This is a genomic window from Pleomorphomonas sp. PLEO, assembly GCF_041320595.1.
Taxonomy (GTDB): Bacteria; Pseudomonadota; Alphaproteobacteria; order Rhizobiales; family Pleomorphomonadaceae; genus Pleomorphomonas.
Genome location: NZ_CP166625.1, coordinates 2,579,770 through 2,604,175, shown reverse-complemented (window position 1 = coordinate 2,604,175; position 24,406 = coordinate 2,579,770). Strand labels below are relative to the sequence as shown.

The 24,406-nt window shown below is 65.3% G+C and carries 22 protein-coding genes; 10 read left to right on the top strand and 12 right to left on the bottom strand.

Annotated elements, in window-relative coordinates; genetic code table 11:
- Complete coding sequence (locus AB6N07_RS12070; protein WP_370678044.1) at positions 1–942, top strand: nucleoside hydrolase; 942 nt, start codon at positions 1–3, stop codon at positions 940–942.
- A gap of 31 nt (positions 943–973) precedes the next feature.
- Entirely contained in the window at positions 974–2,329 is a 1,356-nt protein-coding gene (locus AB6N07_RS12065) for a thymidine phosphorylase (protein WP_370678043.1), read from the top strand.
- Between the two features lie 57 nt (positions 2,330–2,386).
- On the opposite strand, the gene AB6N07_RS12060 is transcribed toward AB6N07_RS12065, so the two are convergent.
- Positions 2,387–2,599 (bottom strand): hypothetical protein, encoded by a 213-nt coding sequence (locus AB6N07_RS12060; protein ID WP_370678042.1) that lies wholly within the window; start codon positions 2,597–2,599, stop codon positions 2,387–2,389.
- A 451-nt stretch (positions 2,600–3,050) separates the two neighbouring features.
- Here AB6N07_RS12060 and AB6N07_RS12055 point away from each other — a divergent pair, with 451 nt between their 5' ends.
- The 4 genes from AB6N07_RS12055 to recN all read left to right on the top strand — a co-directional run bounded on the left by AB6N07_RS12055 (position 3,051) and on the right by recN (position 8,740).
- The gene (locus AB6N07_RS12055) at positions 3,051–4,865 is read left to right on the top strand and encodes an aminopeptidase P family protein (RefSeq protein WP_370678041.1); all 1,815 of its coding nucleotides are present in this window, start codon (positions 3,051–3,053) and stop codon (positions 4,863–4,865) included.
- Between the two features lie 214 nt (positions 4,866–5,079).
- A complete protein-coding gene (lpxC, locus tag AB6N07_RS12050; protein WP_370678040.1) occupies positions 5,080–6,009 on the top strand; it encodes a UDP-3-O-acyl-N-acetylglucosamine deacetylase in 930 nt (309 codons plus the stop codon).
- A gap of 229 nt (positions 6,010–6,238) precedes the next feature.
- A complete protein-coding gene (locus AB6N07_RS12045; RefSeq protein ID WP_370678039.1) occupies positions 6,239–7,066 on the top strand; it encodes an outer membrane protein assembly factor BamD in 828 nt (275 codons plus the stop codon).
- A gap of 9 nt (positions 7,067–7,075) precedes the next feature.
- On the top strand, positions 7,076–8,740 hold the full coding sequence (gene recN, locus AB6N07_RS12040) for a DNA repair protein RecN (RefSeq protein ID WP_370678038.1): 1,665 nt from the start codon (positions 7,076–7,078) through the stop codon (positions 8,738–8,740).
- A gap of 116 nt (positions 8,741–8,856) precedes the next feature.
- Here recN and AB6N07_RS12035 read toward each other — a convergent pair whose 3' ends face one another.
- The 7 genes from AB6N07_RS12035 to AB6N07_RS12005 form a co-directional block, all read right to left on the bottom strand.
- Positions 8,857–9,396: a carboxymuconolactone decarboxylase family protein gene (locus AB6N07_RS12035; protein ID WP_370678037.1), complete on the bottom strand. Its 540-nt coding sequence runs from the start codon at positions 9,394–9,396 to the stop codon at positions 8,857–8,859.
- A gap of 33 nt (positions 9,397–9,429) precedes the next feature.
- The gene (locus tag AB6N07_RS12030) at positions 9,430–10,383 is read right to left on the bottom strand and encodes an ABC transporter permease (RefSeq protein WP_370678036.1); all 954 of its coding nucleotides are present in this window, start codon (positions 10,381–10,383) and stop codon (positions 9,430–9,432) included.
- Positions 10,383–11,348, bottom strand: a complete 966-nt coding sequence (locus tag AB6N07_RS12025) for an ABC transporter permease (protein WP_370678035.1) — start codon at positions 11,346–11,348, stop codon at positions 10,383–10,385. Before AB6N07_RS12025 ends, AB6N07_RS12030 begins: the two co-directional genes overlap by 1 nt.
- Positions 11,341–12,843, bottom strand: a complete 1,503-nt coding sequence (locus AB6N07_RS12020; RefSeq protein ID WP_370678034.1) for a sugar ABC transporter ATP-binding protein — start codon at positions 12,841–12,843, stop codon at positions 11,341–11,343. Before AB6N07_RS12020 ends, AB6N07_RS12025 begins: the two co-directional genes overlap by 8 nt.
- Before the next feature lie 74 nt (positions 12,844–12,917).
- The gene (locus AB6N07_RS12015) at positions 12,918–13,919 is read right to left on the bottom strand and encodes a substrate-binding domain-containing protein (protein WP_370678033.1); all 1,002 of its coding nucleotides are present in this window, start codon (positions 13,917–13,919) and stop codon (positions 12,918–12,920) included.
- A 13-nt stretch (positions 13,920–13,932) separates the two neighbouring features.
- On the bottom strand, positions 13,933–15,462 hold the full coding sequence (locus AB6N07_RS12010) for a rhamnulokinase family protein (RefSeq protein WP_370678032.1): 1,530 nt from the start codon (positions 15,460–15,462) through the stop codon (positions 13,933–13,935).
- A 413-nt stretch (positions 15,463–15,875) separates the two neighbouring features.
- On the bottom strand, positions 15,876–16,718 hold the full coding sequence (locus AB6N07_RS12005) for a helix-turn-helix transcriptional regulator (protein WP_370678031.1): 843 nt from the start codon (positions 16,716–16,718) through the stop codon (positions 15,876–15,878).
- Between the two features lie 174 nt (positions 16,719–16,892).
- Between AB6N07_RS12005 and AB6N07_RS12000 the strand changes: the two genes are divergently transcribed.
- The 4 genes from AB6N07_RS12000 to AB6N07_RS11985 all read left to right on the top strand — a co-directional run bounded on the left by AB6N07_RS12000 (position 16,893) and on the right by AB6N07_RS11985 (position 19,220).
- Positions 16,893–17,372, top strand: a complete 480-nt coding sequence (locus AB6N07_RS12000; RefSeq protein ID WP_370678030.1) for a GNAT family N-acetyltransferase — start codon at positions 16,893–16,895, stop codon at positions 17,370–17,372.
- 77 nt (positions 17,373–17,449) lie between these two features.
- The gene (pncA, locus tag AB6N07_RS11995) at positions 17,450–18,073 is read left to right on the top strand and encodes a bifunctional nicotinamidase/pyrazinamidase (RefSeq protein ID WP_370678029.1); all 624 of its coding nucleotides are present in this window, start codon (positions 17,450–17,452) and stop codon (positions 18,071–18,073) included.
- 125 nt (positions 18,074–18,198) lie between these two features.
- Positions 18,199–18,924 (top strand): AzlC family ABC transporter permease, encoded by a 726-nt coding sequence (locus tag AB6N07_RS11990; protein ID WP_370678028.1) that lies wholly within the window; start codon positions 18,199–18,201, stop codon positions 18,922–18,924.
- Entirely contained in the window at positions 18,921–19,220 is a 300-nt protein-coding gene (locus AB6N07_RS11985) for an AzlD family protein (protein ID WP_370678027.1), read from the top strand. The genes AB6N07_RS11990 and AB6N07_RS11985 overlap by 4 nt, the downstream gene beginning before the upstream one ends.
- Before the next feature lie 82 nt (positions 19,221–19,302).
- Here AB6N07_RS11985 and ftsZ read toward each other — a convergent pair whose 3' ends face one another.
- The 4 genes from ftsZ to AB6N07_RS11965 all read right to left on the bottom strand — a co-directional run bounded on the left by ftsZ (position 19,303) and on the right by AB6N07_RS11965 (position 24,385).
- Entirely contained in the window at positions 19,303–21,117 is a 1,815-nt protein-coding gene (gene ftsZ / locus AB6N07_RS11980) for a cell division protein FtsZ (protein ID WP_370678026.1), read from the bottom strand.
- 126 nt (positions 21,118–21,243) lie between these two features.
- A complete protein-coding gene (gene ftsA, locus AB6N07_RS11975) occupies positions 21,244–22,560 on the bottom strand; it encodes a cell division protein FtsA (protein ID WP_370678025.1) in 1,317 nt (438 codons plus the stop codon).
- The gene (locus AB6N07_RS11970) at positions 22,557–23,453 is read right to left on the bottom strand and encodes a cell division protein FtsQ/DivIB (RefSeq protein WP_370678024.1); all 897 of its coding nucleotides are present in this window, start codon (positions 23,451–23,453) and stop codon (positions 22,557–22,559) included. The genes ftsA and AB6N07_RS11970 overlap by 4 nt, the downstream gene beginning before the upstream one ends.
- Before the next feature lie 8 nt (positions 23,454–23,461).
- On the bottom strand, positions 23,462–24,385 hold the full coding sequence (locus AB6N07_RS11965; protein WP_370678023.1) for a D-alanine--D-alanine ligase: 924 nt from the start codon (positions 24,383–24,385) through the stop codon (positions 23,462–23,464).
- Positions 24,386–24,406: the final 21 nt, after the last annotated feature.

Sequence of the window (24,406 nt, the reverse complement as noted above, 5' to 3'; positions counted from 1 at the left end):
ATGGCGCGCAAGATCATCATCGATACCGATCCCGGACAGGATGACGCCGTCGCCATGCTGATGGCGCTCGCTTCGCCCGACGAGCTCGAGGTGCTGGGCATCGTCACCGTTGCCGGCAACGTGCCGCTTGAACGCACCACCTATAACGCCCGTCAGGTTCTGGAACTCGCCGACCGGCTCGACGTCCCCCTCCATGCCGGCTGCGACCGACCGATGCGGCGCCCGCTGGTCACAGCCGAACATGTGCACGGCCCGACGGGGCTCGACGGCCCCAGCCTGCCGGTCCCTCATCTGCCGGTGCAGGCAAAACACGGCGTCGCCTTCCTGATCGACACACTGCATGCCGCAGCGCCCGGCGAAATCACACTGGTAACGCTCGGCCCGCTCACCAACCTCGCCCTGGCGCTCGTCCAGGCACCAAGCATCAAGGCCGGCATCGGCGAACTGGTGATGATCTCCGGCTCTTTCAGCGAGGGCGGCAACATCACGCCGTCCGCCGGCTTCAACGACTACGTCGCCCCCGAAGCGGTGGACGTGGTTTTGAAGAGCGGCCTCAAGATCACCATGGTCCCGATGGACGTGACGCATCAGTGCCGGTCGACGCCGGCCCGCCTTGCTGCCATCGAGGCATCGGGCACCGCGTCGGCCAAGGCGGCGGCGGCCATGCTGCGCTTTTCCGAACATTTCGATCTGAAGAAATATGGTTGGGATGGCGCGCCTCTGCACGACCCCTGCGCCGTCGCCTATCTGCTGCGGCCCGACCTGTTCGCCGGCCGCTTCGTCAACGTCGAAGTGGAGCTGACCGGCACCTACACCACCGGCATGACCGTCGTCGACTGGTGGCGCGTCACCGAACGGCCCGCCAATGCCACCTTCCTGAGGCAGGTCGATGTGGACGGCTTCTATGATCTGCTCGCCGCGCGGCTCGCGCGCCTGCCCTGAGAGTCTGCCCCGACGTGACGGAGACCTTCCGATGACCAATCCCGACTTCGTCCCGCAGGAAGTGATCCGCCGCAAGCGCGACCGACTACCCCTTGCGCCCGAGGACATCGCGCGCTTCGTCCGAGGTACGACGGATGGCAGCGTCAGCCCCAGCCAGATCGGCGCCTTCACCATGGCGGTCTATCTCAACGGCATGACGGCGGAGGAACGGCTCGCCTATACGCTGGCGATGCGCGACAGCGGCCGAGTGATCGACTGGTCGGAAATAGGTCTGTCGGGGCCGACCATCATCGACAAGCACTCAAGCGGCGGCGTCGGCGACGAGAAGATCAGCCTCATTCTGGTGCCGCTGGTGGCGGCCTGCGGCATCCACATGCCGATGATCTCGGCCCGGGGTCTCGGCCACACCGGCGGCGAGATCGACCTGCTCGACGCCATTGCCGGGTATGACACCGCCCCCACGACAGAGCTTTTCATGCGCACGGTCGCCGAGGTGGGCGGCGCAATCATTGGCCCCACCGCCGATCTCGCACCGGCCGACAGGCCGATCTACTTCACCCGGGATGTCAGCGCCACGGTTGAGAGCGTGCCGTTGATCACCGGATCGATCATGTCCAAGAAGCTCGCCGCCGGCATCAACGGCCTGGTGATGACGGTGCCCTTCGGGTCCGGCGCCTTCATGGCCGACATCGGCCGGGCCCGCGAGCTGGCCGAAAGCCTCGTCGGCGTCGCCGCCGGTGTCGGCATTCCCATGGTGGCCCTCATTTCCGACCTTACGGTTATTCTCGGCTCCGCCGTCGGCAGCAATCCGCAGTTGCGCGAGATCGTCGCTTTCCTCACCGGCACAGCCCGCGAGCCGCGCGTGCTCGAAACGGTGTTGGCGCTGGCTGCCGAGACGCTGGTGATGGGGGGGCTTGCGGATGATATCGCGGCGGGTCGGCGCCTGGCGGAGGCTCGACTCGATGACGGCAGCGCCGCCGAGCGCTTTGCGCGCATGATCGCCGCCTTCGGTGGCCCGACCGATTTCGTCGATCACCCCGAGCGGTATCTCGAGGATGCGCCGGTCGTCCGCCCGGTATTTGCCGACGACAGCGGCTATCTCTCGACAATGGATTGTTATGCCATAGGCATGGCGCTGTTGCGGCTTGGCTCCGGTCGCACCCGCCCCGAGGACAGTATCGACCATGCGGTCGGCCTGTCGGAGATGGCCCAGCGCGGCGAGGCCATATCCCGCGATCGTCCGATCTGCGTCCTGCACGCGCGCAGCGATGACGCCTGGAACTCGGCAGCGGCGGCGATCCGTGCGGCCATATCGCTAGCCCACGACCCGGTGGGATCGGCACCCGTGATCGTCGACCGTCTCGCGGTCGCTCGGCCCCAGTCCTGAACTCATCTCCGGCAAAGCGGTGCCTGCCAGAGGAATCGTTTGGTGAGTAGTCGTCACTTAAAGCGCGGCGTCGACGGCCCGCGACCGCATAACACCGGTCGAGCTGCGGCCAGCGCCTTGCTCGCGCCCGGCCTGATCGTCAAGCGAGGCGAGATAGGGCGCAACATAGCGCTGTGCCTGCCGCTCACGCGTGCCGAGTGTGGCTTCGTAGGTTCGACGAGAAAGACCACTTCGGTAAGACGTAGCGGTCGTAGGGGCAAATCGGCTCATTTTAGCACCTCTTGAATAGCGTCAGCTTCCGCCAACCGTTCTCAAAAGCGCCGTTATCCTCATGGGACGCGAAACCAGCCCTCCGAACTCCCTTTGTAATAGCAGACTACGACTTTAGTATGAATGAATGATGGCGCAGGCCACCCCTGCGGGTGACTCATGGCTGAGGTCACCCTTTCGCCACAACTAGCCATTGCCGCCGGATTCCCGCCGAAAGCATGAATAAGGGGTGACGTTTGAATGCCCCGCGGCTTCCGGCTCCAAGCGGCGCCGCGCGGAGCGTATCTTCGAGACACGACGCTCTCGGAGACGAAAGCGGAACGAAAGCCTAGGGGCCGGTGCCCCGCCGCCAACCGAGGCCACACAAAAAGCGATTGCCCCTGCAAGGCTTGACGGCGGCGGGAGGCAGGCGCGACAACTCTTCTCTTTCGAGTATGGCGGAGTGACAGAGGTGTTTCAGACATTCGATAACGTCAACGATCCCAGCCAAGGCAAGGCGCGATTGTCCGCCCTGAGGGGCGAGCTCACGATCCGAGGCCTCAAGGGTTTCCTGGTGCCGCTCGCCGACGAGCATCAGGGCGAATACATTCCCGCCGCCGCTCGCCGCCTGCTCTGGTTGACCGGATTCGCCGGTTCGGCCGGCCTTGCCATTATTCTGAAGGACCGCGCCGCCATCTTCGTCGACGGCCGCTATACGCTCCAGGTGCGCGAGCAGGTCGACCTCGCCGTCATTGAACCGCACCATCTCATCGAGGAGCCGCCGCACGACTGGCTGAAGACCGTGGTCGGCAAGGGCGACCGCATCGGCTTCGATCCCTGGCTGATGACCGCCGCCGAAGTCGCCCGTTTCGAAACCGCGCTGGCCGCCGTCGGTGCCGAATTCGTCGCCATCGACGGCAATCCGGTCGACGCCGTCTGGGCCGACCGGCCAGAGCCGCCCAAGGGCCGGGTGTCGCTGTTCCCCGAAACACTCGCCGGCGAAAGCGCCGAACAGAAGCTCGCCCGCCTCGCCGAGGTGATCGGTAAAGCCGGAGCCGACGCCGCCATTTTGACGCGCCCTGATTCGATTGCCTGGGCCTTCAACATTCGTGGGCAAGACGTGCCGCACACGCCAGAAGCGCTGTCCTTCGCCATCCTGCGCCGTGACGGCCGCCCTGCCCTGTTCATCGACGGCGCCAAACTCGACAACGCCGTCCGCGATCGGCTGGAACAGATCGCCGCCGTAGAACCGCCCACCGCCTTCGCATCGGCGCTGTCGGCCCTCGGCGGCGCGGTGCTGGTCGACAAGGCCTCGGCCGCCTTCGAGGTGGTGCGTCGCATCGAGGCTGGTGGCGGCAAGGTGGTGGCCGGCGCCGATCCCGTCCTGTTGCCGAAGGCGCTCAAGAACCCCACCGAACTCCAAGGCATCCGCGCCGCCCATCTCCGCGACGGCGTCGCCATGGTGCGCTTCCTCGCCTGGGTCGATCGCGAGGCGCCGAAAGGCGAACTCGACGAGATCGCCGTGACCAAGAAGCTCGAGGATTTCCGCCGCGACACCGGCGCGCTGCGCGACATCTCCTTCGACACCATCGCCGGTGCCGGCCCCAATGCCGCCATCCCGCATTATCACGTCAGCACCGCCTCCAACCGCAAGGTAGAGCCGAACGGCATCCTGCTGGTCGATTCGGGCGCCCAGTATGAGGACGGCACCACCGACATCACCCGCACCATGATCGTCGGCACCCCCACCGAGGAGATGATCGACCGCTTCACCCGCGTGCTGATCGGCAACATCCGCCTGACGCTCGCCCGCTTCCCCAAGGGAACCAGCGGCGCCCATCTCGACGCCCTTGCCCGCGAAAAGCTGTGGGAAGCCGGCCTCGACTTCGATCACGGCACCGGCCACGGCGTCGGTCATTATCTGTCCGTCCACGAGGGCCCGGGCCGTATTGCCAAAACCGGTCACGTGCCGCTTGAACCGGGCATGCTGATGTCCAACGAGCCCGGCTACTACAAGGCCAACGCCTGGGGCATCCGTATCGAGAATCTGGTCATCGTCACCGCGCCCGAAGCGATCGAGGGTGGCGAACGGCCGATGATGGGCTTTGAAACGGTGACGCTCTGCCCGATCGATCGTCGCCTGATCCGGCCGTCGATGATGACCGAGCGCGAGCGTATCTGGCTCGACGCTTATCATACCGAGGTCCGCGATAAGCTGCTGCCGCTTGTCCCCGATAAGGCCGACCAGGCCTGGCTCGTAGCGGCCACGGCGCCACTTTCTCACTGAGCGGCGATTCGAAGTGTTACCGCTCCCCGCGCGGCCTTTTGGCCGCGCGGGGAACCTGCCTCGGTAGACGATTGATATAATGGAAGAAAATCAGCCTTTCCCGACGTAACACTCGGTAAGAAAGAGTGACTTTCCTGACAAGCGCGCGTGTGTTTTATGAAAAATGTGCCGGTTTGGCTTGTGCCCGCTCACCGGTCTTTTTTGGAAACACTCGATGCGAACGTCCTTCGGCAAGCAGACCACCCTCAGCGAAAGCGTCCAGTTCTCCGGTGCCGGCGTGCACTCCGGAAAACCGGCGACCATCGTTCTGCATCCCGCCGAGGCGGATCGCGGCATCGTCTTCATTCGCACCGATGGCGAAGAGGTCGAGATGGCAGCCCGTTACGATAACGTGGTGGCCACCGAACTCTGCACCATGATCGGCATCGGCGGCCGCACCATCGCCACCATCGAGCACCTGATGGCGGCACTTGCAGCTTCGGGCGTCGATAATGTCATCGTGGAAATCGACGGCCCCGAGATGCCCATCGCCGATGGTTGCTCGGCCACCTTCATCGAGATGATCGCCGAAGCCGGCCTGCGTCGCCTCTCCGCGCCGCGCAAGCTGCTGCGCGTCGTCAAGCCCGTGCGCCTCCAGGTCGGCGACGCCCTGCTCGAGTTCCTGCCCTTCGATGGCACCCGCTACGACGTGACCATCGATTTCGCCAACCCGCTGATCGGCCGCCAAGCTTACGTGCTCGACCTCAGCCCGCGGACTTTTGCCCGCGACATCGCCCGCGCCCGTACTTTCGGCTTCATGTCCGATGTCGAGAAGCTCTGGAAGATGGGCTTCGCCCTCGGCTCCTCGCTGGAAAATTCGGTGGCGATCGGCGATGACCGCATCCTCAACCCCGAGGGTCTGCGCTGGTCCGACGAATTCGCCCGCCACAAGACGCTTGACGCGGTCGGCGACCTGTCGCTGATCGGCATGCCCTTCATCGGCCATTTCCGGTCCTACAAGGGCGGTCACAAGCTCAACTGGATGGCCGTCAAGGCGCTCGTCGCCGACACCGATGCCTTCGAGATCGTCCACGATCCCGTGGCGAACCGCGAAGCGGCGGGCGGCATCCTCCAGGCCGCGGCGCTGGCGCCCTCACGAGACTGAGGGTTCCTCCGAATTCGGCAGTGCACCGCGACCTTGCCGCCTTAATGTGGCCGAACATCACGGGCACGTAGCATCCTCGACGGCTTTGCGATAAAAGAGCTTCCTGTCAGAGGCGAGCCTGACTCGCACCGCTGGAGCGGGGCGGACGGCTTCGGGCGGTTGCCCGGCGGGCAGTGCGCTTGGGATGGATGGGCGGCCGCGAGCGGTTGCGTACGGTGATGGGGTTTTCATGAGGCAGAGTTTCGTTCGTGTCGCCGCCGTGCTCGTTCTCCTCGGAGGCGCCACCGCCCTTGTCGGTTGTTCTTCCGACGAGCCGCTGGCACCCTTCGTGGAGATTCCCGCCGAACAGTCCTACAACGCCGGCATCGCTTACCTGCGGCAGGGCGACTACGCGAACGCCACCAAGAAATTCGCTGAGGTCGACGAGCAGCACCCCTATTCGGAATGGGCGCGCAAGTCCCTCATCATGACCACCTACACCAATTATACGCGCGGCAACTTCACCGAGGCCATCACCCAGGCCCAGCGCTATCTGACGCTCTACCCAGGCTCGGAAGACGCCGCCTATGCGCAGTGGATGATCGCGCAGTCCTACTTCAACCAGATGCCCGACATCACCCGCGATCAGAAGCTGACGCAGCAAGCCATGCAGGCGATGCAGGAACTGGTCGATCGTTACCCCGACAGCCCCTATGCCGCCGAGGGTCGCAAGCGCCTCGACATCGCCAAGGACCAGCTCGCCGGCAAGGAAATGGAAGTCGGTCGCTTTTATCTCACGCGCGACCAGTACATCGGCGCCATCAACCGCTTCAAGACAGTGGTGCAGGAATACCAGACAACGCGTCACATCGAGGAAGCGCTGGAGCGCCTGACGGAAGCCTATTACGCCATGGGCCTCGTCGATGAGGCGCAGACGGCCGCCGCCGTCCTCGGCCACAACTATCCTGACAGCCGTTGGTACAAGGATGCCTATAAGCTCCTGTCCACCAACGGTCTTGAGCCGCGCGAGAACACCAACTCGTGGATCTCGAAGGCATTCAAAGCCGCCATGCTCTGACGGGGCACCATGCTTCAGACGCTCGCAATCCGCGACATCGTTTTGATCGAGCGGCTTGAGATCGCCTTCTCCGACGGTCTGACCGTGCTGACCGGCGAGACCGGCGCCGGCAAGTCCATCCTGCTCGACGCGCTGTCGCTCGCCCTCGGCGGGCGTGGCGACGCCGGTCTCGTGCGGCATGGCGCCGACCAGGGGCAGGTCACCGCCGTTTTCGATCTCGCCGTCGGCCACCCGGCCCGCGCCCTCCTCGTGGAGAACGATCTGGACGACGAAGGCGACGTCATCGTCCGGCGCGTTCAGACCGCCGACGGCCGAACCCGCGCCTTCGTCAACGATCGCACCGTTTCCGCCAACTTTCTGCGTCAGCTCGGCGCCGCGTTGGTCGAAATCCACGGCCAGCACGACGACCGGGCCCTGGTCGATCCCGCCATCCACCGTGGCCTGATCGACGCCTTCGGCGGCCTTGAGCCCGACGTTAAGACCGTTGCCACCGCTCACCGTGCCTGGCGCGACGCCGAGAAGGCGCTCGCCGACCTCGAACGCCGCATCGCCGATGCCCGCCGGGAAGGCGACTATCTGCGCGCCTCCGTCGAGGAATTGCAAAAGCTCGCCCCCGAGTCGGGCGAGGAAACCTCGCTCGCCGAGCGCCGGCAGGAGATGATGCGGGCCGAGAAGGTCGCCGTCGACTTGCGCGAAGCCTACGACCATCTCAACGGCTCGGGATCGCCGGTGCCGGAACTCTCCGGCCTGTTGCGACGGCTTGAGCGCAAAGGCGAAGTGGCGGCGCTGGCCGGCCCGGCCTTGCAGTCGATCTCCACCGCCCTCGACGCGCTGGAAGATGCCCGCTCGATCTTTGAGGCGGCCCTCCGCGCCGCCGACTTCGATCCGTCAGAGCTGGAGCGCACCGAAGAGCGCCTGTTCGCCATCCGCGCCGCCGCCCGCAAATATTCGGTGCTGCCCGACGAGTTGGGCGCACTCTCCGCCCGCATGGCCTCCGACCTTGCTGACCTCGACGCCGGCGAGGATCGCTTGAACGCATTGGCCGGCGCGGCAACCACGGCGCGGACGACCTACGACCGTCTCGCCGCCAAGCTTTCCGCCGCCCGCGAGAAAGCCGCCCGCCAGTTGGAAGACGCCGTCGCCGCCGAGCTGCCGGCCCTGAAGCTCGAACGCGCCCGCTTCATCGTCAACCAGCTCGCCGATCCGGAAACGCGCACCGCCGACGGCATCGATACGCTGGAATTCTGGGTGCAGACCAACCCCGGCACCCGGCCTGGGCCAATGATGAAGGTGGCTTCCGGCGGCGAGCTCAGCCGCTTCCTGCTCGCCCTCAAGGTATCGCTGGCCGACAAGGGATCGGCCTCGACATTGGTGTTCGACGAGATCGACACCGGCGTCGGTGGCGCGGTCGCCGAGGCGATCGGCACCCGCCTCGCCCGACTCGCCCGCAAGGTTCAGGTGCTCTCGGTGACCCACGCGCCGCAAGTGGCTGCCCGCGCCGACCACCACTTCCTGATTGCGAAAGACAGCGTCGACGACGGCGCCCGCGTCGCCACCTCGGTGTCGCGCCTACCCGACGGCCACCGCCGCGAGGAGATCGCCCGCATGCTGGCCGGCAGCCGCATCACAGAGGAAGCCCGCGCCGCCGCCGAGCGGTTGCTCAAGGGCCACTAAATATCCCGACACGGTGAAGCCCGGCTTGCCCGGTTGCACCGCGCAAGTGGCGAGCGGCAAGCGTTCCCGTCGCGGCGCGCGCCTCCTGTCTGGTAAGAAGGCGCGCGGCGAAAGCTTCACGCAAACAGAACTTCCGGCGCGACTTTGAAGGGATCCAGCGCCGTGTCGATGTCGACCTTGAGCGCGCTGTTGAAGACGTTGTTGACGATCATCAGCGCGCCGAAGGCCGTGAGGTCGACGATCTCAGCGTCCGAGAAGTATTTTTTCAGCTTGGCGAACAGATCGTCGGAAACCGCGTTGGGGTCGACGGCCAACTGGCGGCCGAAATCGACGACCGCTTGCTCGCGCTCATCCAGCTTGAGATGATCGGGATCCTCGCCCCATGACACGATGGCGCGCCGCATGAACAGCGAACAGAGTTGGCAGTGATTGGCCCGCGAAATGGCGTTACAGAACAGCACCGGCAAGCGCTCGCCCAGGAATAGCTTGACCTTGGCGAACAGCGGGTACCACTCCAGTACGGCGCGCAGCGCCTCAGGTGAATGGATCAGCGTTGCCTTCATGTTGGAGATGGCGTGGGTCTTTTCGGTTTCGCGCCAGAGCGTCAACTGCTCAGGCGTGGCGGTCTCAGGCGAAATCTGCGGTATGCGCACCATGGTTAAGTCCTTGTTTTTTGTTTGGAAAACGCCCTAACTCGTCGTCATGATCGCAGCCGGTCGTAGGCCAGCTTGGCGAGCAACAGCCCCCCAGGCGACGGCGCTGAGGTGTTGGCTGGCGCCGGCAAGGTTGAGGCCCGACGCGGTCACTTGCAGGAGAACGATGGCAGCCAGTAGCGGCACAAGACGCCCGCGACCACCGTTCGGGTCGACGCCGCCGAGGACGGCGGCCAGCAGCGTTGTCAGAAGATAACTGTCCGCGTATCCCATGCGGGCCGAATTGAAGCGCGCCAGCATGATGAGGCCGGCAAGGGCACTGAGCAGGCCGGACAGCGCATAGACGACAAGATGGATTCGGGCGGTGTCGATACCGGAATAGGCGGTCGCCGTCTCGTTGTAACCGACAGCCGACAGATAGCGGCCGAACGGCGTCCGTCCGAGCAGGACGCCGACCAACACGGCCGCGACGAGGAAGACCACGGCGATCAGCGGTATTCCGGCCACCGTGTAGCCGGCGAAAGCCGGCACAAAGGCCGGCAGGCCGGTCACGGCGGCGCCGTTGGTCACGAGAATGCCGACGCCGGTATAGACGAGCAGCGCCCCCAGCGAGGCGATGATCGGCGCTATGCGCAGATAGGCGACCAGCAGACCAATCAAGGCGCCGGCCAGGCCGCCGGTAGCCAGACCGGCAAGCAGCGGCAGCGGCGCCAGCCACGCGCTGCTGCTAAGTACACCAAAGGCCAGCGCCGCCACCACCGCCGACAGGTTGGCTATGGCGAGGATGGCGAGATTGATGCCTCCGGCTATCAACGGCAGCGCCATGGCCAGCACCAGCAGGCCGAATTCCGGCAACTGGTAGGCGACGGAACTGAGGAAGGGGCCCGCGCCGGCAAGGCTGGCGGCGAGGAGCCCACCCAACAGCAGGACGGCGCCAGCGAGAGCAAGTGGCCGATGACGGGCCGAGGTGTCGGCAAGCGAGAGAGACATCAAGCGGCCTCCATGAGAGCCGGACGGGCACGGCGCCAGACGATGGGGGCCACGGCGGCAAGAACGATGACGCCGGTCACCGCCTGGTGCCAGTAGGGCGACACGCCGCTCAGCACCAGGATGTTGCCGACGAGGGCGATGAACAGCACGCCGAGCAGCGTGCCGACCACACCGCCACGTCCGCCGGCAAGGCTGGCACCGCCGAGGATGGTGGCTGCGACCACGTCGAGCTCGCGGCCAATCAGCGAGCCGGGCGTCACCGCCTGCAGAAGCTGGGCCTGCGCAAGACCGGCGATGCCCGAGACAAGCCCGAGATAACCATAGGCCAGGAGGTTGACGATGACGCCGTTGACGCCGAGCCGCAAGGCGGCGTCGCGGTTGCCGCCGACAGCGCGCAGGATGTGGCCGAAATTGGTCGCCTTCAGCAAGAGGGCGGTGATGACGGCGGTCACCACCAGCGCCAGCACCTGCAGCGTCAGCGGATAGCCGCCGACCCGGACGATGGCCGTATCGGTGAAAAACGCCGGAAAATCGTAGAGCATCTCGCCCCGTGAGATGAGGGCGAGCAGCCCGCCATAAACATTGAGCAGGGCGATGGTGGTGATGATCGGCGGCGCGCGTAGCCAGGTGGTGACGATACCGTTGACAAGGCCGAGCAGCAGACCGACGAGCGCCGACAGTGCGATGGCGCCGACCCAGCCAATGTCCAGCCGGGCAAGCACCACGGCCAGGAGAAACTGTGAGATCGAGGCGACGGCGGTGAAGGAAATGTCGAGCTCGCCGGCAATCAGCACCACCAGCAGGCCGAGCGCGAACAGCGCCGTGATGCTCGACGAGGACATGAGGTCGAGCCAATTGTAGGGTGAGGCAAAGCCCGGAACCCAGACAGCGGAAATCCCACCCAACAGGGCGATGCCCAGGGCAAGGCGGCGGACGGCGCTCTTCTCCCGCGACGGCTCAGCCATGGACTGTCGCCTCCAGCTCGGCAAGAGACACACAACCGCCGCCAGTATCGACGGCCCGCGCCAGGCGACCGCCCGTCATGATATGAACGCGGTGACACATCGACCAAACCTCTTCCACTTCGCTCGAAATGATCAGAACGCCGATACCCCGGCCGGCCACCTCGCGGATCAGCTCGTAGATCACCTCGCGGGCACTGACGTCGACGCCGACGGTGGGGCAGTCGAGGATCAGCAGCTTCGGCTCGGTGGCGAGCCACTTGGCCAGAACCGCGCGTTGCTGGTTGCCGCCCGACAGACGGGCGATCGGAGCCTCGACGTCCACCACCTTGATGCCGAGGCCATCGACGAAGCGGCGGACAAGGCTGGCCTTGCGTTGCCGGTCGACAAGGCCGAGGCGGTCGATCAACGCCGGATAGCTGGCAAGGGCGATGTTGTCGGACACGCTTGCCGGAAGGACGAGGCCGAGCCCGAGCCGATCCTCCGGCAGGTAGGCAATACCGGCGGCGATCGCGTCGCGGTTGGAGCGAAAGCGTCTGTGAACGCCCTCGACGCGGATCTCACCGGCATCGGCGGGCGCCAGACCGAACAGCACTTCGGCAAGCTCGGTCTTTCCAGCACCGAGCAATCCGGTCAGCCCGACGATTTCGCCGCGCCGGATACTGAGATCGACCCCGGCAAAGAGTCCATCGCGGGCAAGGCCCGTCACCTCGAGCACCGGCTCGTCGACTGGATCGGGCAGATTGAAGCGGGTGGCTTCGGGCGCCGGCGCGCCGGTCATCGCCGTGTGTAGCTCGGCAGCGCTGACCCCACCGCGATCGAAGCGCCGGACGATCGCCCCGTCCCGCAACACGAACACCTCATCGGCGATCGTGGCCACCTCGTCATAACGATGGCTGATGAACAGCACGGCGACGCCACGAGCCTTAAGTCCCTCGACGACCTTGAAGAGACGGCCCGCCTCGGAGCGGGTCAGCGAAGCCGTCGGCTCATCGAGGATCAGGAAGCGGGTCTCGCGGGCGAGCGCCCGGGCAATGGCGACGAGCTGCCGCTCGGCGATCGGCAGCTCGCCGACCTCCACATCAAGGTGGAGCCCGGCACCGATCAGCGCGAGAGCCGCCCTGGCACGCCGGCGAGCGCGACTTCGGCGGCTGCGATCGAAGGGAGCGGCGGCGGTGTCGGAGAACGCGATGTTCTCGGCCACCGACAGATTGGGGAAGAGAGCAAAATCCTGAAAGATCACTTCGATGCCGGCGCGCCGCATGGTTCCCGGCCCCCGGTGATCGATGGGGACGCCATCGATGCGGATCTGGCCGCCATCGGCCGGGTAGACGCCGGCCAGGATCTTGATCAGCGTGCTTTTACCGGCGCCGTTGAGACCCGAAAGCGCGGCAACGCGGCCGCCGGTCAGTGCCAGCGAGACGCCCCTCAGCACGGGATTGCCTTGGAATGACTTGATGAGGCCGTCGACTTCCAGGCGGGTGGCGGTGCCAGTCAAGGTCACGTTTCTCCACGCAAACGCCGCCCGCTACCGAAGGGGCAGCGGGACGGCTTGGTTGGGTCCGGACAGCCTCAGAAGTCGAACTGGTCGACGTTCTCGGCGGTGAAGGTACGCGTTGCCTTGAAGCGCAACACATGGTCGGCCGCTTCGACCGTGCCCTTGCCGAGACCCGGCAGTTCGGTACCGGTCTCGATCGGCTCCTTGTCGATCACCTTCTTGGCAAGGGCGACGAGGCCGAAGCCGGCATCGGCCGGATCCCACAGGAAGCCTTCGTTGATCAGGTTCTTCTTGAGATAGGGCGCCGCCTGCTTGGGCAGCACGTTGCCGACGTTGGCCACGTCCTTGGTGGTCTTGCCCTGCTGTTCGAGGGCGCGGGCAAAGCCGATCGGCCCTTGGCTGCCGAAGGCGACGAAGCCCTTGAGATCGGGATTGGCGCGCAGGATCTCCTGGGAGGTACGGTAGCTGTCGTCCAGGCTCTCGCCCACCGGATAGCGGTCGGCCACCGGCGTGAGGTCGGGATACTTCTCCTTGAGATAGGCAAGACCGATGTCGGCCCACTGGTTGTGCAGCGGCACCGTCAGCGAGCCGACCACCAGGGCGAACTTGCCCTTGCCGCCGGTGAGATCGGCGAGCTTCTGGAAGACGGCGGTCGCAAATTCCGTGTTGTCGATGGTCTCCAGATCCCAGGCAGCCCCCTGCTGACCGGGCGATTCATGAGTCACCACGACAATACCGGCCTCCTGGGCACGCTTGAGCACCGGCGCCAGCACGTTGGCGTCGTCAGGAACCACGGCGATAGCATCGACCTTCTTGGCGATCAGGTCTTCGATCAGCTTGACCTGCTGTGCGGGATCTGCGGCGGTGGGGCCGACTTGGTAAGCGTCGACACCTAGCTCCTTGGCCGCCTTGGTGACGCCCGTCTCGAACCGGTTGAACCAGGGAATACCGGTGATCTTGACCACCACGGCGATCGTTGGCTTGTCAGCGGCAAAGGCTGGCGTTCCGGCGCAAAGCGCTGTCACAACGGCGGTGGCGGCAGCGGCGAGAAGAGTTCTTCTGATGAGGTTGATCACTTGCGGTTCTTTCTCAGTTGGCAACAGCTCGCCTGGGTGGCAGCGAAAATGCGCGGCCGGCGAGAAGGCGGTGGGCGTCTTGCCAGGCGTCGTGGCGCGACGGCGTGTAGGTCGAAAGGCGGAACGAACCTGCGACGAGCGCGCGCCCGGCCTCGAAATCGGCGATCGTCCGGCGAGCGACCAATTGGGCGATGATATTGCCGATCACCGTCGCCTCGACCGGACCGGCCACCACGCGGCGGCCGGTGGCGTCGGCGATGGCCTGAAGCAGGGTCGGGATGGCGGCGCCACCGCCGACCACATGGATCACCTCCACCCGGTCGCCGGTCAGCCGCTCGATGTCGGCGATGGTGTCGACGTAGGAAAGGGCCAGACTGTCGTAGATGGCGCGGGCGAGGTCGGCCAGGCTTTCCGGCACCGGCAGTCCGCGCTCGACGAACCAGCCGCCAATGGCCGCCACCATGTCGGGGGGATCGCGAAATTCAGGAGCATCGGCCTCGAAGACGAACCCCAGCGGCGACCGAGTGGCGGCTGCCGCTTCGAAGGCTGCGAAATCGAGGTTCGGATCGTCGCGCCCGACAATACGGCGCACCTCTTGGGCCAGCCACAAGCCAGCTTGGATCTTGTGGTGCACCGTGCGGCCGGCAACCCCGCATTCATTGGTGAAGTTCAAGCGCAACGACAGCGCGGATAGGTCCGGTTCCGGCCGTTCCCGGCCGATCAGCGACCATGTGCCCAGACTGATGAAGGCCGCGGCGGAAGCCTTGTCATGCGGCACTGCGGCGGCGGCGGACGCCGTATCGTGGCTGGCGACGGCAACCACATCGACGGGGTTGGCAAACCCGAAACGGCGCGCCTCCGACGGACTGACCGGGCCGACGACGGTGCCGCTTTCCAGCACCGGCGGAAAAAGGCGTGGCGAAAGGCCGAAGCGAGCGATCAGTTCTCTATCCCAGTCGCGTCGGCGCGGATCGACCAGCTCGGTCGTTGAGGCGATGGAAATCTCGCTGTAGCGACGCCCTGTCAGAAGATGACCGAGATAGTCGGGCACCAGATACAGGCTGTCGGCCACGTCCGAAAGCCAAGGTTGGTCGCGCCGATCGGCAAGCAGCTGAAAAAGCGTGTTAATCTCGATTTCCATGCTGCCGGTACGACGGTAGAGCTCGTCACGCGACACCTCGGCGTAGGCCGCCCCGACACGGTCGCGCGTTCGCGGATCGCGCATGTGACGGGGGCCGGCCACGATATGGTCGCCGCTGTCGGTCAGAAGATAATCGACCCCGAAGCTGTCGATACCGAGTGTCGCCGGGCCATCGAGCCTTCCGGCGAGCGTGGAAAGGGCTTCGCCGAGCGACGACCACACTTGCAGGATATCCCAATACCAGCGACGACCGAGCTGAACGGGACCGTTATGGAAAGCGGCAACCTGCTCGATCGAAAGGCGGCCCTCCGCCGAAAGATCCCCGAGATGCAAGCGCCCGCCGGAACTGCCGAGGTCGAGAGAAATCAGATTGCCTGCGGCCAGCATCGCGACTGTTACCATCCGTCGTTATCGTTGGTCTCGGCACTCCCCGCATGGCCTGCTTCGCCATGAACGCGCTCGCCGAATTTGATGGCAAACGCTACCAATGCGCACTTCCCGCGACGAGGAAGCGCCTTGCGAATTCAGACCGGAATTGTGAATAATAGTCTATAGAATATGTAATTTATCAACGGTCAATTGCGCTGGTTCGGTTCTGTTTCGACTTACAATTTTGGGGTTTATCGCCGGAATATGGGCGGAATGGTTGCGTTCAGTAAAATCTGACCGCCAACAGATCTAACAACCCGCCCACACTCCAAAGCATAGAGTGAGCCGGGACCCGGCTATATTAAAAATTGCAGCTCAGGCCGCCTTAAGCCCACGGCTGCGGACCGCGTTTTGAACCGCATTCCTGGAGCGGCGCGCAAACGGAGCTAAGCCCCGGCGGCGTCGATCAGCTTTCGCACTTCCGCTGCGACCTCGGGCGTCGCCGGGTTGTAGATCACCATGGAAAGATCGGGCCGACCATCGACGGTGAAGGCCGAAAATTCGAGGGCCATAAGGCCGGCCGTCGGGTGATGCAGCATCTTGGTGCCCCCGCTGTGCTGGCCGACTTCCTTCTCCCGCCACATCGCCGCGAACTCCGGGCTGGTACGGCTGAGCTCATCGACCAGTGCCTCGACGTTGGCCGCCGCTCCCGCCCGCACCGCATCGGCCCGGAAGGTGGCGACGACGAAGCGGGCGACGCTTTCCCAATCGTGCTGTCGTGCCCGCACCGAGGGATCGCAAAACATCATACGCAGTACATTGCGCTCGCGCGGTGCCCGTGCGGCATAGTTGCCGAGCACCACGGCGGCGGCGCGGTTCCAGGCAACGATGTCCCAAGTCGCAGTCTTGATGATGGCCGGGCTAAGCTCCAGGGCGTCGAGCACCCGCTGCAGGCGCGGTGATACTCCATCGTCGTTCTCGCGATAGCGCACCTCTGGCGGGCGACCCAAGCCGAGCAAAAACAGATGCTCGCGCTCGACGTCGGTCAGCATCAATGCCCGGGCGATGCGGTCGAGAACATCGGCCGACGGCGCCCCACCCCGGCCTTGCTCCAGCCAAGTATACCAAGTCACGGACACATTGGCCCGCTGCGCCACCTCCTCGCGCCGGAGGCCAGGCGTCCGGCGCCGCGTCATCGGTAGGCCAAAGGCGGCGGCATCCAGCCGACAGCGCCGGTCACGCAGGAAGGCGCCAAGCGCATTGTCATGGGTGGTGACCTGAACGTCCATCCTGTTAGCCCTTATACCCTGATAGGGCGAATATCTTACCCCGATAGGCGATCGAGCGACATAGGCGCTCCCGTCAAGATGTCGGCATCGCCACCTGATTTCCCAGTTAGGCATTCCGTGCGAGGCCGCGATATCATTGAGAAGCATAAAGGTGCTTCAGAGGGATGTCCCGGCATGTTGGTCCGATCCGCTGGCGTGGAAGACGCCGAGGAGGTCGCTTCGGTTCTACGTAGATCCATCCGGGATCTCTGCGTCCTTGACCACGCGGGGGACGAGCATGCGCTTCAGCAATGGCTCAACAACAAGACCCGGGAAAACGTCCGCTCATGGATCGAAGCGGCCGATCGATACATTGTTCTTGCGGAAGAAAATGGGAGCATCCTCGGTGTCGGCGGTGCTTCCCGCGGCGGCGAAATCATCTTGAACTATGTGGCGCCGGAGGCGCGCTTCAAGGGCGTGAGCAAATCGATCCTGGGGTCGCTTGAAGCCTATCTTCGTGGTTTGGGATTGGCCCGGAGCACGCTGACCAGCACCCGCACCGCTCATCGCTTCTATCTGGCGATGGGATACGAGGACGCAAGCGATCGGGAACTTTGGGACAAGCTGGCTGGCCAGCCCATGATGAAATCCTTGCAATGGCCGGATAACCCATGACGGTCGCGCCCCGCGCTTGCCGCGCACTCACGCGAATGCAATAAATTGGCTCCGAACAGCCTGCTCGGAGTCGCGCCATGCCTTCGCCCACCACCGCTCTCATCGTCGTCGACGTCCAGAACGACTTCTGTCCCGGCGGCGCGCTAGCGGTCGGCGGCGGCCACGCCGTCGTACCAGTGATCAACGCGCTGGTGTCGCGCTACGAGCAGATTGTGGTCACCCAGGACTGGCACCCCAGGGGGCACGCCTCGTTTGCTTCCGCCCATCACGGCCGCGAGCCGTTCGACACCACCGAAATGCCCTATGGCACACAGGTGCTGTGGCCAGACCACTGCATCCAGGGCACGTCGGGCGCCGACCTCCATCCCGATCTCAACGTCACACCCGCCCAACTCGTCATCCGCAAGGGGTGGCATCACGGCGTCGACAGCTATTCGGCCTTTCGCGAGGCCGACCGCGAGACGCTGACCGGTCTTGCCGGCTATCTGAGGGAACGCGGCGTCGAAGAGGTACACGTCGTTGGCCTTGCCACCGACTATTGCGTCGCCTGGACCGCCCTCGACGCAGCGGGAAGCGGCTTTCGCGTATCGGTAATCGAGGATGCCTGCCGCGCCATCGACCTGTCCGGCTCGCTCAAGCGTGCCTGGGCCGACATGGCCGCCGCTGGCGTAACGCGTATCACCAGCGATCAAGTCGTTTAGGATTGTTGCGGTTCTGGCCGACTGTTTTTTCACATATTGCGGTTTTCGGGTGGACAGCCTTCGCGAACCAGGTCATAAGCACTGACCTATAAATGTCAGCAATATTGACCTAATGGAAGCTGGTCATGACAACACCTTTCGCGGACTTCCGGGCCGGCCTGATCGCGGTCTTTCCGACCGTCGCCGCCGCCGTGCCCTTCGCTCTCATCCTCGGCCAACAGGCAACCGAGAAGGGGCTGACGCCGGCCGAGATGCTGGCCATGTCGTCGATCGTTTTCGCCGGCTCCTCGCAGTTGATCGCCGTCGGCCTGTGGAGCACGCCGACGCCGGTCGCCGCTCTGGCGTTGATGGCGCTGCTCGTCAACCTCCGCCACACGCTGATGGGCGCTTCGCTATCGGGCAAAATCGCCCATTTCGGCCGCTGGCGCTACCTGGCGGCCTTCCTGCTGACCGACGAAAGCTGGGCTCTCAGCGAACGCCGCGCCGTCGATAGGCCGATCAGCCGTACCTTCTACTTCACCGTGGCGCTGACCATGTTCGTCTTCTGGCAGGTCGCCTCGGTGCTCGGCACGGTGTTCGGCGCCTATCTGAAACATCCCGAGGCTTTCGGTCTCGACTTCGCCTTCCCTGCCATCTTCATCGCTCTAGCGCTTGGCTTCTGGAAAGGCGCCCGCCGCACCGGCCCGGTTCTGGTGGCGAGCGCCGTCGCGGCCGTCGCCGTCCATGCCACCGTGCCCGGCGCCTGGTACGTGATCGCCGGCGCACTCGCCGGGATCGCCGCCGCCGTCATCACCGCGCCGCGCGAGGCGCCCGCCGAGACACTCGACAGCCTTGGAGAGGCGACGCGATGACCATCGATCCCGTCAATTTCGCGGCCATTCTGGCCATGGGCGTCCTCACCTACATGACGCGTATCCTCGGCTTCCTGATCGCCGACCGGCTGCCGAAGTCCGGCCCCGTTCGCGTCGCCCTGGATGCACTGCCACCGGCCGTGCTGGTCGCCGTCATCGCGCCGATCGTCATGTCCGGCCCCATCGAGGCGGTGGCCGGCCTGGCGGTACTGGTCCTCGCGCTGAGGCTGCCGCTGATCGCCACGGTCGTGGCCGGCGTCGCCACAGCCGCGCTGCTGCGGCTCGCCTTCCTCTGACAGTGTTTCCGCCATCAGCCAAATAGCAGCGGGCCCGCGAAGTCGCCTTCGCGGGCCCGTTATGTCTAGGACTGTCCGGAGATCACTTGCGGCGCAGGAAGGCCGGGATCTCCATATCGTCGTCGGCAGCGCGCGGTGCTGGCTGCGGCGCCATGCGGCCCTGCAGGTCGAGACGACCGGCGGCCCCCTGGGCCGGCGCGGCGGCCGGGCGCTTCACGAACTCGCTGGCGGCCGACGGACGCACGGCCGGCTGCGGGGCGGCGCGCGGCGCTTCAGCCTGTGCCTCTTCCTCGCGACGGCCAAGGCCGACGGTGGCCAGACGACGGAGAAGGCCGAGCGGACGACGCTCGCCATCGTGGTCTTCCGGATGCACCTGCACCGAGGCGGCGGCCTGGCGCTGAGCGATCGGCGGGAACTCGTCGATCGACGGCACGCGGCTGCGCTGGACAGCAGCCGACGGACGCTCGGCGACCGGCGGCACGTAGGGCTGCTGCATGGGCACCGGCTCGGCAACCCGCACCTGCTGCGGCTGGGCAGCGGGGGCGTCGTAGTGGTTCATCGCCGGTTCGTAGGGTTCGATCGACACGCGCGGGTCATGCGGGGTCGTCACAGAGCGCATCGGTTCGGGCTCGATGTAAGCTTCGGGCAGAGCCAGGGCTTCTTCGAGGGCTTCGAGGGATGCGACCTGAGCGGCGGCGGCGGCAGCCTGGGTGTAGCTCGGAACCGGCGCGGGCGCAGGGGCGATCGACGCGGCCGGGACGGCCTCGCGGATCACCGCCGGGCGCACGGCCGGCTGGCTAAAAGGCTGACGCACCTCCTGTGCCGCGACAGCGGCGGCAGCGGAGGTTGTCACCTGAACCGGCCGGGTCGGCGCGGCGCGACCGACAGCGTCGGCGCTCGAATTGCGAACGATCGCGTCCTGCTGGACCAGCTCCGGCTCGATGCCGGTGGCCACGACCGACACGCGGATCATGCCTTCCATGCTGTCGTCGAAGGTGGCGCCGAGGATGATGTTGGCTTCGGAGTCCACTTCCTCGCGGATGCGCGTCGCCGCCTCATCCACCTCGAACAGCGTCAAGTCCTTGCCGCCGGTGATCGAGATCAGCAGGCCCTGGGCCCCCTGCATCGACACTTCATCGAGCAGCGGGTTGGCAATCGCCGCCTCGGCCGCCTGAATGGCGCGCTTCTCGCCGGAAGCCTCGCCGGTGCCCATCATCGCCTTGCCCATGCCGCGCATGATCGAGCGGACGTCGGCGAAGTCGAGGTTGATCAGGCCTTCCTTGACCATCAGGTCGGTGATGCAGGCAACGCCCGAGTAGAGCACCTGGTCGGCCATCGCAAAGGCGTCGGCGAAGGTGGTCCGCTCGTTGGCGATGCGGAACAGGTTCTGGTTGGGGATGCAGATCAGCGTATCGACCGAGGCCTGCAGTTCCTTGATGCCGGCGTCGGCGATCTTCATGCGCCGGGCACCTTCGAACTGGAAGGGCTTGGTGGTGACGCCGACGGTGAGGATGCCATGCTCGCGGGCTGCGCGGGCAATCACCGGCGCCGCGCCGGTGCCTGTACCGCCACCCATGCCGCAGGTGATGAACACCATGTGGCTGCCGGCGAGATGATCGTTGATCTCGTCGATCACTTCCTCGGCGGCCGCGCGGCCGACTTCCGGCTGCGAGCCGGCACCGAGGCCCTCGGTCACCGCAACGCCCATCTGAATGATGCGTTCGGCCCGCGAGGAGGCCAAGGCCTGCGCATCCGTGTTCGCCACGACGAACTCGACGCCCTGCAGGCCGGACTGGATCATGTTGTTGACGGCGTTGCCGCCGGCACCGCCGACGCCGAAGACTGTGATCCTCGGCTTGAGCTCCGTGAGGTCGGGCATCTTTAGGTTAATCGTCATGGTTGCCTCGTTATTCTGCAAGCGGCTCTCGCCGATACGTCCTCTGTCCTAGATCAGCGGCCGCCGCTGCAACCGCACGCTACTTACGCCTGTTACGCACTGACCCGTTCCGTTGCCGGCGACGGATCAAAAACTGTCCCTAAACCACGCCCCCATGCGGGAGACGAAACCGCCGTTGGCAACCAACGCCATCGACTTCCGGCGGCCGGAAAACTGTTCGATCTGGGCCACCTGCGGGTAGATCATCAGACCCACCGCCGTGGCGAACGCCGAGCCGCGCGCCGCTTCCGGCAGACCGGCTACGCCAACCGGCCGACCAAGCCGCACGTTGCGACCGAGCACCTTGCGGGCCAGCTCCGGCAAGCCGGTGAGCTGGCTGGCGCCACCGGTCAGCACGACGCGGCGACCAACCCGGCCGGCAAAGCCCGAGGCATGCAGCCGGTCACGCACCACCTCGAGCGTCTCCTCGACGCGCGGGCGAATGATCTCCACCAGTTGGGCCCGCGTGACCTGATGGGCGACGTCGTCGTCTCCCACCGGTTCTACGGTGACCATGTCGCGGTCGTCGCTGTCGGTGGCGATCACCGAGCCGTACAGCGCCTTGATGCGCTCGGCATCGACCAGCCGGGCCGACAGCGCCCGAGCCAGATCCATGGTGACGTGATGACCACCGAGGCCGAAGGCATCGACATGGACACACTGGCCGTCGGCAAAAACGGAAATCTTGGTGGTGCCGCCGCCGATGTCGACACAGGCGACGCCCATCTGCGTCTCGTCGTCGACCAGCGTCGACAGGCCGGAAGCGTAGGGCGTTGCCACCATGGTCTCGACTTCGAGATGCGCCCGGTTGACCGAGATCTCAAGGTTGCGCAGCGGCACGGCGTCGGCGGACACCAGGTGCGTGTCGACCGAAAGCGACGAGCCGATCATGCCGCGCGGATCGCGAATGCCGCGGTTGTTGTCGAGCGCATAGCCGATCGGCAGCGCGTGGACGATGGTGCGTCCGTCCTTGACCTTGTAGGAGGAGCCGATTTCCAGCACCCGCTGAATGTCGTTCTCGGAGACTTCCGAACCGGAAAGGTCGTACTTGACCGAGAAGGTCTCCGAACCGAGGCGGCCGCAGGAGAGCGAGACGATCAGGGATTCGACGGTCAGCCCGGCCATGCGCTCGGCGGCGTCGACGGCGAGGCGGATCGCCTTCTCGGCCTGATCGAGATCGACCACCGCGCCGGCCTTGATGCCGCGCGAGCGCTGGTAGCCGAAGCCGAGCACCTCGATGAGGTGGGTCCGGCCGGGCAGAATGTCGCCGAGCGGGCGCGGCGTCAGCCGGGCGATGATGCAGCAGATTTTTGAGGTGCCGACATCGAGCACCGAAACGATGACCGGCCGCTTGGGCGGCAACGGCCGCATACGCTGAACGCGGGCATCGGATGCGTGGGTCATGCGCCCTGCTCCCGCTTCTTGAGGGCCTTGTTACGCGCGGTCACCAGCTCGTCGCGAGCCTTGCGCGCTTCGTCGGACAGGCGAACCACTAGGCGATCGGGCAGACGCAGGTCGACGACGGTGATGTCGCGATCCAACAGACCGGATTCCTTGTCGGTCTTCTCCAGCTCGGTCACTGCCTTCTCAGGATCGACCTCCGGCAGCATCACCTGCACGCCGTTGTCGAGGAACAGATCCCAGCGCCGGTCGGACACCAGCATTGAGGCACGAACTTTCTTCTGCAGGTCCGGTACGTCGTCGAGCAGCGAAGTGATCTCGGCGACCTTGAGCTGGGCGCCCTGGCCAACCACGCGCGGCAGACGGGAATAGCGGGTTTCGAGCCGGTCGGTGATCACCTTGCCGGCGCTGTCGACCACCACCACCGGCGCGTCGATCGTCGGCTGCCATAGGGCGGCGGGAACGCGTTCCTCGATGATCACCCGGAGCGTGCCCGGATAGAGCTTCATCACCGAGACGTCTTCGACCCAGGGGATGGTCTGCAGACGCTCGCGGGCGGCGGTGGCGTCGTAGAAGAACAGCGACTGCCCCGAATGGATCGACAGCGTATCGAGCACGTCGGCCTCGTCGATCTCGCGCTGTCCGGTGATGCGGACGGCGGCGACGCGGAAACCGAGCTCGGCGGTGGTGTCGTTCAGAACTTCTTCAGTGCGGTCCGACAGCACCATGCCATAGGCGCCCCAGGCACAGAGATAGGCAATGGACAAGGCAACGCCAGCGCCGCGCGGCAGCGCCGCGAAAAGGCCGGCCGGACGCCAGATGGGCTTGCGACGCAGGCGCGAAACACCGCGACGGCCGAAGAGGAAGAACCTCTTTCGCCCCGCTGGTTTCGTCATGCCTGTCGTCATCGCCTGCAACTTGCGTCCTCCACCATCCAACTCACCAACTCGCCGAAACCAATGCCCGCGTGGGCGGCCATTTCAGGCACCAGCGAGGTCGCGGTCATTCCCGGCTGCGTATTCACTTCGAGGCAGATGACCTGCCCGGTCCCGTCACCTTGATCGTCGAAGCGGAAATCAGCCCGGCTGACACCACGGCAGCCGAGCGAACGGTGTGCTTCGAGGGCTAATGTTTGAATATTTTGGTAAATAAACGGTGAAAGTTTGGCAGGAAGAACGTGCTTCGATCCACCGGGGCGGTACTTGGCATCATAATCGTAGAAGGCTTCACCCTGCGGCAACACCTCAATGACAGCGAGAGCGCGGTCACCCATCACACCGCAGGTAAGTTCCCGTCCCGGAACATATTTTTCCACCATGACCAGGTCGCCGAACCGCCAGTCCGGGCGGGCCAATTCCTGCGGCGGATGGGCTGCGTCGGCCGGAACAATAATAACGCCGAAGCTCGATCCCTCAGCCGGTGGTTTAACCACATAAGGCGGTTCGAGCACGTGGGCGTTAACCACTTCAAGCCTGTGGATAAGTTTGTGTTCGGCCACCGGGATGCCCGCCGCCTTCATCACGTGCTTCGCTTTGGGCTTGTTCATGGCCAGCGCCGAGGCCAGAACGCCCGAATGCGTATAGGGAATATCCATCACCTCAAGGATGCCCTGGACGGTGCCATCCTCGCCGTAGATGCCATGCAGCGCGTTGAAGCAAACGTCGGGGCTCAGATCTTCCAGCACGGAGGCGATCGTCCGATCGACGTCGACGCGGGTAACGCGGTAGCCGCGTGCTTCAAGCGCGTCGGCACAGGCCTTGCCCGAATTGAGGCTGACAGGACGCTCCGACGACCAACCGCCCATCAGTACCGCCACGTGCTTGGCCATAAGCCCTGTCCCCTTGCTGGC